Annotated in this window: 8 protein-coding genes; all 8 read right to left on the reverse strand. The window is 51.3% G+C overall.

Features of this window, described 5'->3' with window-relative positions; genetic code table 11:
- On the reverse strand, window positions 1-768 hold a 768-nt coding region (locus tag CCB157_RS12740), incomplete at its 3' end, for a UPF0236 family transposase-like protein (RefSeq protein WP_193432302.1).
- 566 nt (window positions 769-1334) lie between these two features.
- Complete coding sequence (locus tag CCB157_RS12750) at window positions 1335-2543, reverse strand: S1C family serine protease (protein ID WP_077616264.1); 1209 nt, start codon at window positions 2541-2543, stop codon at window positions 1335-1337.
- A gap of 329 nt (window positions 2544-2872) precedes the next feature.
- Window positions 2873-3667 (reverse strand): MBL fold metallo-hydrolase, encoded by a 795-nt coding sequence (locus CCB157_RS12755; protein ID WP_077616265.1) that lies wholly within the window; start codon window positions 3665-3667, stop codon window positions 2873-2875.
- The gene (locus CCB157_RS12760; protein WP_077616266.1) at window positions 3657-4511 is read right to left on the reverse strand and encodes a two-component system regulatory protein YycI; all 855 of its coding nucleotides are present in this window, start codon (window positions 4509-4511) and stop codon (window positions 3657-3659) included. Before CCB157_RS12760 ends, CCB157_RS12755 begins: the two co-directional genes overlap by 11 nt.
- Complete coding sequence (locus CCB157_RS12765) at window positions 4508-5833, reverse strand: YycH family regulatory protein (protein ID WP_077616267.1); 1326 nt, start codon at window positions 5831-5833, stop codon at window positions 4508-4510. The genes CCB157_RS12760 and CCB157_RS12765 overlap by 4 nt, the downstream gene beginning before the upstream one ends.
- Complete coding sequence (walK, locus tag CCB157_RS12770; protein ID WP_077616268.1) at window positions 5830-7641, reverse strand: cell wall metabolism sensor histidine kinase WalK; 1812 nt, start codon at window positions 7639-7641, stop codon at window positions 5830-5832. Before walK ends, CCB157_RS12765 begins: the two co-directional genes overlap by 4 nt.
- Before the next feature lie 5 nt (window positions 7642-7646).
- Window positions 7647-8348, reverse strand: a complete 702-nt coding sequence (gene yycF / locus CCB157_RS12775; RefSeq protein WP_077616269.1) for a response regulator YycF — start codon at window positions 8346-8348, stop codon at window positions 7647-7649.
- A 283-nt stretch (window positions 8349-8631) separates the two neighbouring features.
- Window positions 8632-8935, reverse strand: a 304-nt coding sequence (locus tag CCB157_RS18100; protein WP_369688679.1) for a group II intron maturase-specific domain-containing protein, incomplete at its 5' end; no start/stop codon positions are given.

Below are 8935 nucleotides of genomic sequence, written 5' to 3' on the forward strand. Positions count from 1 at the left end.
CTTGAAGTCCTCTTGGCAAGCCGTTATCCAACCAGCCCCATCTCCGTTGATGACCAGCTTCGTTTTCGTCGCGTCATAGTCGTAATGCTGCTCCAGAAAGCTTTCAAAGCCTTCCCAAAACGGCTCGGAGCCCGTGTGGAAATAGTGCCGTTTATTCTTCAATTTCCGCCGTTTGGAGCCGTCTTGTTCCCAACCCGTATGGACTAAAGCGATCTTAAGTTCTTTCGCCTTTTTCTTCTTGCCGCCCTTTTCTTTTTGCTGTTTCACAAATAACCCGTCCACCTCGACAAAAAGCACCTCAGGCGCGGGTTGTTTGGACTTCGGCTCACACACCTCGGACGCGAGGAGATGCTGCCGCAACGCTTCGTGGCTCATGGGAACATAGCCCAAGAACGTCTCCAATTGCTTTACGGCGTGGCGGTAAGACGGACCGGCCACGGCCAAGGCCATCGCCCATTGTTCAAGGAGCGGGCTGAATCCCTTGCGGCCGTCAAAAGCCAGATACTGATCCAATAAAGCGATATAACGACCATTTTCCCGGTCTTGATAATCGTTGCGTTTGATGGTCAACGGACCGAACATCGTATCGATGTGAACGTCGCGCCGATCTTTCAAGCGAAAGCGACGTTTATCCCGCGCTTCGGCGATTTCGGCATCCATCTGTTCCAAAACCTTCGTCAAAACCTTGCCAAACATCTTCTGTAATCGTTGAAAAACATGGCGTTCAAGTTCTTCCAAAGTCGGGTATTTCGGGTTATAATGTCCCATGTGAGGGCCTCCTTTGTACGGTGTATGGTGACAAACTCATTGTACAAAAAAGAGGCCCTCATTTCTTGTTTTTTCTGCATTCCCCTATCGCGCTATTTGGTGGCCTTGGCAGATGATGTTGGATTAAAAGCCAACACATCTGCCAAGGTTAATTTACATATATTAACTTTTATTCCTATTCTTGCTCCCACAATAATTTTACTCCTACACCGCTACGGGCAATCCTATTTTTCGTCCGTCAACAAAGTTGATCCGCAACGTGGGGGTTTTAACTGAAACGAAGAGACGGCCGATAAAATGGCTGACCGCGGCGCGACATCGCGTCATTAAGACTTCGACAAGCTCACCCAGGATGTACAGGCCCTCAAAACAAAACGGAACGAGCCTCATGAAGGATAGCGGAGCGCTCATAACAAAAAATCCGGCCCGGAAACGCATCATTCCCGAGCCGGTTGAGGCTTACGATTTGCTTTTTGGATGGACCAAGGTTTTTGGCACATTTCCCGGAAAAGCAGCGCCGGCCAGAGGCGGGCGCAATCGGGCCGGCCGCCATGAAGGCGAAGACTTTACGAGAAGACTTTGCCGCCGAGAGTCAGGTCGAGCGTCCTTTTATTGCCGTCCCGATAAAGCGTCACTTTCACCGTCTGTCCGACCTTCAAATTCGTGTACAAATAGGTCGAGAAGTCGACGGAGTCTTGAATTTGGTGGCCGTTGACGCTGACGATGATGTCGCCTTCCTTAATCCCGGCGCGTTGGGCGGGGCTGCCTGAGCCGACTTGGGTGACGACGAGACCCGTTTTCAAATTGCGCGGGATGTTCAGCTGTTGCGCATAATTGGACGGCAGTTCATCCAGCCCGACAAAGCTGATGCCGATGTAGGGCCGTTCGACTTTCCCGTCCGCTTCCAGCTTTTGAATGACCGGGATGGCGATGTTGATCGGTATCGCAAAGCCGATCCCTTCCACGTCGCTGTCGGAGATCTTCAGCGAGTTGATGCCGACGACGTCCCCGTCAAGATTGACGAGCGCGCCGCCGCTGTTGCCCGGGTTGATCGCGGCGTCCGTTTGCAGCACTTGCGCATTGTAATCGACTTGTCCGCCGCTCGTTTGCACCTGGCGTTCAATCATGCGGTTTTTCGAGCTGACGATCCCTTCTGTGACCGATCCGGAAAAGCCGAGCGGGTTGCCGATCGCAATGACCGGTTCGCCGCGCTTCAGGTTGTCGCTGTTGCCGAATTGGGCAACGGTTTTGACGTATTTGGCCGGAATTTTAAGCACGGCCAAATCGTACAGCGAATCGCGGCCGAGCAGTTCCGCGTTCACTTTCTTTTCATCATCGAAACGCACTTCGATTTTGCTGGCGCCTTCGACGACGTGGTTGTTGGTCACGACGTAGGCATAATCGCCGCTCTTTTTATAAATGATCCCCGAGCCGATCCCCGATTCGGTATACTGATTATCGAAAAAGTTCGCCTGCTGCAAATTAATGACCGCGACGACGGCCGGCGACACCTTATCGACAGCCTTCGTCACCGCCGTCGTGACATCGGTGTTGATGCGTTTGTTTATCACGGGACCGGTTTGCGTGGTTCCGGCCTCATTGTTATACGTCGGCAGCCATCCTTTGCTGGCAAGAAACGGAGAAACGATGAAACAGACGACGATGCCGACGATAGCGCCGAGGAAACCGGACCAAAACCATCCGGGGCCGCCGTGGCGGCCTCCCGAACGGCGCGAAGGTTCGGGATTGGTATAGTGATCGTCATAATAGCCCATCCGTACATCACCATGCCTTCTATTTTCTATATATCATCTTTTTCCATCCTTATTTTACCCCTTTGGCCATCTATCCATTAGAATATGTGACATTTTTGAAAATCCGCCGCACCTGCCCTCGCTGCAAAAGCAAAAACGATCAAAAACCCCGCGGTGGGTGGGATATCACGCGATGAAAACCGGAAATCTGCAACGAAAATCGAAAGGGTTGAACAGCCGTCCGCTGGCCCGCATGTTTCATAGGATCGCTTAGCTGACGCCCAATATAAACCGTTTTTGAGGAACGCGCTTTTTATAAAGGCTTTGATGACCCAGATGATAACGGCTCTTTAAAGCACGGCCAGCTTCGTCGGAACTTCGGGATCCGTGTCGTAGAGCGCCACGCGCTCGCCGATCCGGATGCCGTGCTGCTCAAGCTTTTGTCCGACGGCCATCCGCGCCAATTCTTTCATGTTGTTGTCCCTGCTCAGATGGGCGAGATATACTTGCTTCGTGCAGTCGTCGATGACATCGATCAACGCCTCGCCCGCGTCCTCATTCGAAATGTGCCCGGTATCGCCCAATATTCGCCGCTTCACGTTCCACGGATAACGGCCCGCCAGAAGCATTTGGATGTCATGGTTCGCTTCCATTATGTAAGCGTCAGCCTGCCGGATAGTTCCCTTGATTTTCTCGGACACGTAGCCGAGATCGGTGACGAGCGCCAGGCGCTTGCCTTCGTGATGAAAAACGAAAAACATCGGCTCGGCCGCGTCGTGCGAAACGCCGAACGTTTCGACATCGATATCGCCAAATGTCTTGACCGAGCCGGTCGCCAAGATGAACTTTTGCTCAACGGGAATATCGCCGACCAGCCCTTCCATCGCTCGCCACGTTTTTTCATTGGCGTAGATCGGCGTCCGGTATCGGCGGGCGAAAACGCCCAACCCCTTGATGTGATCGCTGTGCTCATGGGTGATAAGAATGCCGTCCAACGCGTTCGGGTCGCGGTCAATCGCCCGGAACAACCCTTCCATTTTCTTGCCGCTCAAGCCGCAATCGATGAGCAATTTTTGTTGATCGGTCTCGACATAAATGGCATTTCCGGTGCTGCCGCTTGCCAAGACGCTGAATCTAAGAGACACCGGCACCCTCCTTTCCGTTTTTAAAAGGGATGACCCGGCCGTCCATCGTCACGAAAAACGCCTTTTCGCCTTTATCCGTCTTCACGCCGATGTACCATGCCGGAATGTAAGGATATTTCTGATCCCCGTCGATGTCCGAGGAGGTGTTGATGTAACCGAGCTCGACGGTGTCGATCACGGGGTTTTCCGTAATCGGCAAATTGTTCGTTTCCGACAAAATGTTGATCGCTTCTTCCGGTTTTTTCGAAATGGAAACCAGTTCGCCCGGCGTCGTTTGCAACAACACTTGTTTATATCCCGTAATGTTTTTCCCGTCCGTATAGACGTCCAATGTATAGAGTTCGCCTGTGGCCGCCGCGACGGAAAAAATCGGGGTGCCGTTAAACGTTTGAATGAAATGCAACACGCCGGAGCGGTTGTCTTCCGGCAGCGGATAATAGCTGTAATCGCCGCCCCTGTACACGTACTTTTTAAGAAGCGCCTGCTGATCGTCCGTTGTTTTGGGGATCTTGATCGGCTTCTTGAATGTGGCGATCAACACCCGGCCGTTGTCGCTCGTCGTAAAATTTAATTTGCTTCCGCCCTCTAAGGCTTTTAAACCTTTCTTTACTTCAACGTCATCAAAATCGACGAAGGCTCCCGTCAAAAAATACACCTTATTTTCCACATCGGGCAATTCCGCCTTCACGCGCACCTTTTGATTTTTAATGTCAATCGTATCCGTGGCGAAATTCTCGAGCTGTTTTTTGCTTTCACGCTGACGGTCATACATCTGATAAGCCAAAAAAATATCCAGAAGGAGGAAACAGATGATAAAAATCGTTTTCGTTTTGCTCCAGTTCATCTCGTTCCCTCCTCACTCGGACTGACCGTCGCCTTCTGGCGGTTCAAGTACGACGTCAAGGATTCCCAATCATCACCCTTTTTGATAAACCAATCGGGGGTATACGTGACGAGCCTTTGGTCTTCGTCGACATCCATGACATATCCCAACTGAAGGTCGTCCAAATTTTGCAAAGGCAAATGCGCCTGTTCAAGCATATCGAGGACGCTGCGGCCCGAAGGCAGCGGATCGCTTTTTTCATTGCTGTAAGGGTTGCTGCCGACATTAATGAGAGTCCGATTCAATTTGTACAAACTGCCGTTTTCCCACGTGAAAGCGATCACCGACTCATACGGATCCGTCCGGCTGTAGACGGGCAGGTCGTTGCGCACGAGGCGAAATTCAACATTTTCTTCGCCTTCAGCGGGCTTGGAAGTGAATTGATCATAGATGAACGAATCCGTCCATCCTTTATGGCTGCTCACTTTTTGAAAGCTCCGTATGATCGGATCGCGAATGGCCGCCTCCCCGTTGGTCGCCGGGTTGAAAAATTTCAGCACGTTGCCTTCCTGTTTGAGTTGGCTGATGCCGTCGGAAAACGTCAGCTTGTCGCTGTAATAGTCGGTTTTATCCGGGTTCGCAAAGAGAATCGGTTTAAAAGCTTCAAGGTTAATCAATTTGTAAGGATAAACAAGCCTTTGGAATCGGACCGGTTCTTCAGGCAGATAGACCCGCTTGTTTCTCAATTTCACGGCAAAGTACCGCTTGAAATGGCCCTTTCCGATCTCATCTTCAATATTTTCCATGTCCAATTCAGTCGTCGTAGCGTAAAACACCGTATCTTCATCGCTGTCTTTAAAAACGATCGCCGTCGCCTTCGGCATGTAGCGATAAACAACGAAGCGATCGATCAATTTGTTTTGCGGCAGAGGCGCGTCGTTCGTCTTCAAGTTAAAAAGCGCTTGAAGCGTGTTGATCGTCACCGGGGCGGGAAACAACAGTTCATAAGAATCGGAGACGGCTTTCAGGGGATTGTTATTGCCGATGCTGTCCGCCGTCCATTTCGCCTTGATGATCCGGCTGAAAACCGGTTCGACATACTCCTTGGAAATCGTTCCGGACACATCTCCCTCATCGCTTTTGGAAAAATGGATGAGTTGATTCGGTTTGACGACGTCTTCCAATGAAAAGTCGTTTTCCGGATCAATCGGGACGACTTCCAACGTCTTTTCCGTGTCGGCCGCGCTGTAATTGCCTTGATAAGTCCAAATGCTCCAAGTGAGACAAAGGCTCAGGACGACCAGAACGGTAAGGGCAATCGATTTGATCAATTCCCGGTTCATTCGTCGTCCCCCCTCTTGAGCGGCAGCGTGAAGTAAATGGTGGTGCCTTTGTTCCACTCGCTGTCCGCCCAGATTTCACCGCCGTGGGCCGCGACGATTTCCTTGGCGATGGCCAGACCCAAGCCTGTACCGCCCAGCTTGCGCGAGCGGGCGCGGTCGACCCGGTAAAAGCGTTCGAAAATCTTGGACAAGTTTTCTTTCGGTATGCCGACGCCTTGGTCTTTGATCATCGTCACGATGTGCCCGCCCTTGACCATCACTTTAAAAGTGATCGTCCCGCCTTCCGGTGAATATTTGATCGCGTTGGAAATGATGTTGTCGATGACCTGGGTCATCTTATCCGGATCGATATAGGCGTAAATCGGGCGTTTCGGCAGTTTTCTTATAAACTCGAGCTTGTTCGTTTTCGACAACTCGAATCGCTCGATGATGTCCTCAAAGAAGGCGATGTAATTCACGCGTTCGATGTTAAAGGCGGTATCTTTCGCGTCAAGCTTCGACAGCTGCAATAAATCGTTGACCAAACGAATCATGCGCTCTGTTTCGTTTTGCGTGACGCTGAGAAATTTTTTGGCGAGCTCCTCGTCTTCCATCGCGCCGTCGGCGAGCGCCTCCAAATAACTTTTCATCGTCGTCAGCGGCGTCCGCAATTCGTGGGAGACGTTGGCGACGAATTCGCGCCGTTCTTCGTCGATTTGCTCTTGTTCGGTGACGTCATGCAAGACGGCGATCAAACCGTCCGTCATCCCGTTTTCTTTTTTAATGCTCGAAAAATTGGCCCGGATCAATAGTTTTTCATGCTCCGTGCTGAAATCAAGAATGATAGAGTCTTCCGATTCATAGAGATCATCCAAGGTGTATTCATTGTCGATTTTTAATAGCTTTAAAATCGACTCGCCGAGCACGTTTTGCCGGTAGACGCCGAGCAGTTCCTCCGAACGGTCGTTGATCAAATTGACATGGCCGTTCCGATCGGTGGCGATGACGCCGTCGGTCATATAGCTGAGGACGCTGCGCAGCTTGCGCCGTTCCGCTTCCGTCGTGGCATTGGCCTCTTCCAAACGCTCCGTCATGCTGTTGAAGGAGTTGGCCAATTGCCCGATTTCGTCATCCTCAAAATGTTCGACACGCCGCGAAAAATCCCCTTGCGAGACGGCCAGCGCTTGCTCGCGCATTTTCAAGAGCGGCTTGGTGATGGTTCGGGCCAAAAAAAAGCCGAGCAACGCGGTGACCACCAGGGCGGTCACCGTAGCGGAAGCCAAAATTTTATTGACGTCTTCCAGATTCTCGTACACGCTGTCCAAGTTTTTTTCCACGTACAAAAGGCCGCGTTTCTCATTGTAGACCTTGATCGGCAAGGTCACGACCATGAAGCGGTTGTGCGTTTTTGGATTCCGGTAGATTTCCGATTCCGGTTTGGTTAAGGTGAGCAGTTTTTGCCGGATCCTCGGATCGGCCGTCTGTTTTCCGATATCGGAGAGATGGTTTTGGTCGGTCGTCCCGAGAATGATGCCGTTGTTGTCGATGACTTGGACCTCGTTTAATCCGCTCACTTCATTCAATTGCTCTTGCACTTTGGCCCGCATCGTCCGCTCATCGGCCTTATCGGCCGCTTTCATCGCCTCGCCGATGTTGTAGACCAAATTTTCCGCTTGAAAGATGAGCGCCTTTTGAAAGCTGTCCAAGTTGCTTTTTTCCAATCGGTCGGAAAAATAAACGCCGATCAGCTGCATCGCCAACAAGACGAGTAAGGTGTAAATGAGGACGAATTTAAATTGGATCGATTTGAAAAAACCGACTTTCTGCATGATGTTTACTCCTGATCCGGATTGCGCATGTAATAGCCGACGCCCCTGCGGGTGATGATCCAGGCGGGCCGGCTCGGATTATCTTCGACTTTTTCGCGCAAGCGGCGAACGGTGACATCGACGGTGCGCACGTCGCCGAAATAGTCATAACCCCATACCGTCTGCAACAAATGTTCGCGGGTCATGACTTGACCCAAATGTTTCGCCAAATAAAGGAGCAATTCAAACTCGCGGTGGGTGAGTTCAATCGGTTCGCCGCGCTTAGTCACCTGATAGGCTTCGGGATGAATGACGAGCGAGCCGACGACGATTTCATTCGTTTCGTCTTCTTTCGGCGACTCTTGTTGGTGGCGGCGGAGGTTGGCCTTCACGCGCGCGATCAACTCGCGGTTGCTGAAGGGCTTCGTCACATAGTCGTCCGCCCCCATTTCAAGACCAAGGACTTTATCGATTTCCGAATCCTTGGCCGTCAGCATGATGATGGGCATGTTATATTTCTTTCTGATTTCCCGGCAAACCTCCATGCCGTCCTTGAGCGGCAACATCACGTCCAAAAGAACGAGATCGGGCTGTTCCTCTTCAACCTTCTTCAAAGCTTCTTCGCCGTCATAGGCGACGACGACTTCGTAGCCTTCCTTCTTCAAGTTAAATTCTAAAATATCCGCTATCGGTTGTTCATCGTCAACGACGAGTATTTTCTTTTCCATGAGGCATCCCTCCAGGATGAAACAACACGTTTAATTTAATTTATTTTACCACACGCCTCACCGGTTAAAAAAGCGGACGGAAACGTCTCCCTTTACGATAAAGGGAAGGCCCGCGCCGGTTCTCCGGCCAGCGGACGTAAAGGAGGAGTGCCTTAAACTTGCCGCTCACAAAGCGAATCTCGGAAAAAGCAGTCCGATATCGCGGTTCGAGCGATTCAAAGAATCGAGTAGGAGGGGGTGACGAACCCCCGTCCCCTCACACCACCTAGCATGCGGGTCCGCACTAGGCGGTTCGCCAATCTTGACGGAGTTCAAAATATCTCTGCGTTAAACTCTTCAGCCCTTGCTTAAGCCAGTAGGCTTTGCCAAGGGCTTTATGCAATTGAGGCGTCCTTGTCGTACGCCAAGCCCCTTTCCGAGTGTTAGCGATCTCGAACACTTCGTGTTCTTTGAGCCCAAGGGCTCTCAGTTCACGAATTCGAGTTCTCACCCTTTTCCATTGGTGCCAACGGCACAGTCTCAACCTTCTTCTTATCCATTCTTCCAGGCGCTTCAAGGGAGAGGGGGTCTCAATTAACGCGAAGTAC

The organism is Caenibacillus caldisaponilyticus (assembly GCF_002003465.1).
GTDB classification, from domain to species: domain Bacteria; phylum Bacillota; class Bacilli; order Bacillales; family Sporolactobacillaceae; genus Caenibacillus; species Caenibacillus caldisaponilyticus.

Coding starts and splice junctions, on each gene's coding strand:
- CCB157_RS12750 (WP_077616264.1), bottom strand. CDS start 2,543: ATGGGCTATTATGACGATCACTATACCAATCCCGAACCTTCGCGCCGT.
- CCB157_RS12760 (WP_077616266.1), bottom strand. CDS start 4,511: ATGAACTGGAGCAAAACGAAAACGATTTTTATCATCTGTTTCCTCCTT.
- CCB157_RS12765 (WP_077616267.1), bottom strand. CDS start 5,833: ATGAACCGGGAATTGATCAAATCGATTGCCCTTACCGTTCTGGTCGTC.
- walK (WP_077616268.1), bottom strand. CDS start 7,641: ATGCAGAAAGTCGGTTTTTTCAAATCGATCCAATTTAAATTCGTCCTC.
- yycF (WP_077616269.1), bottom strand. CDS start 8,348: ATGGAAAAGAAAATACTCGTCGTTGACGATGAACAACCGATAGCGGAT.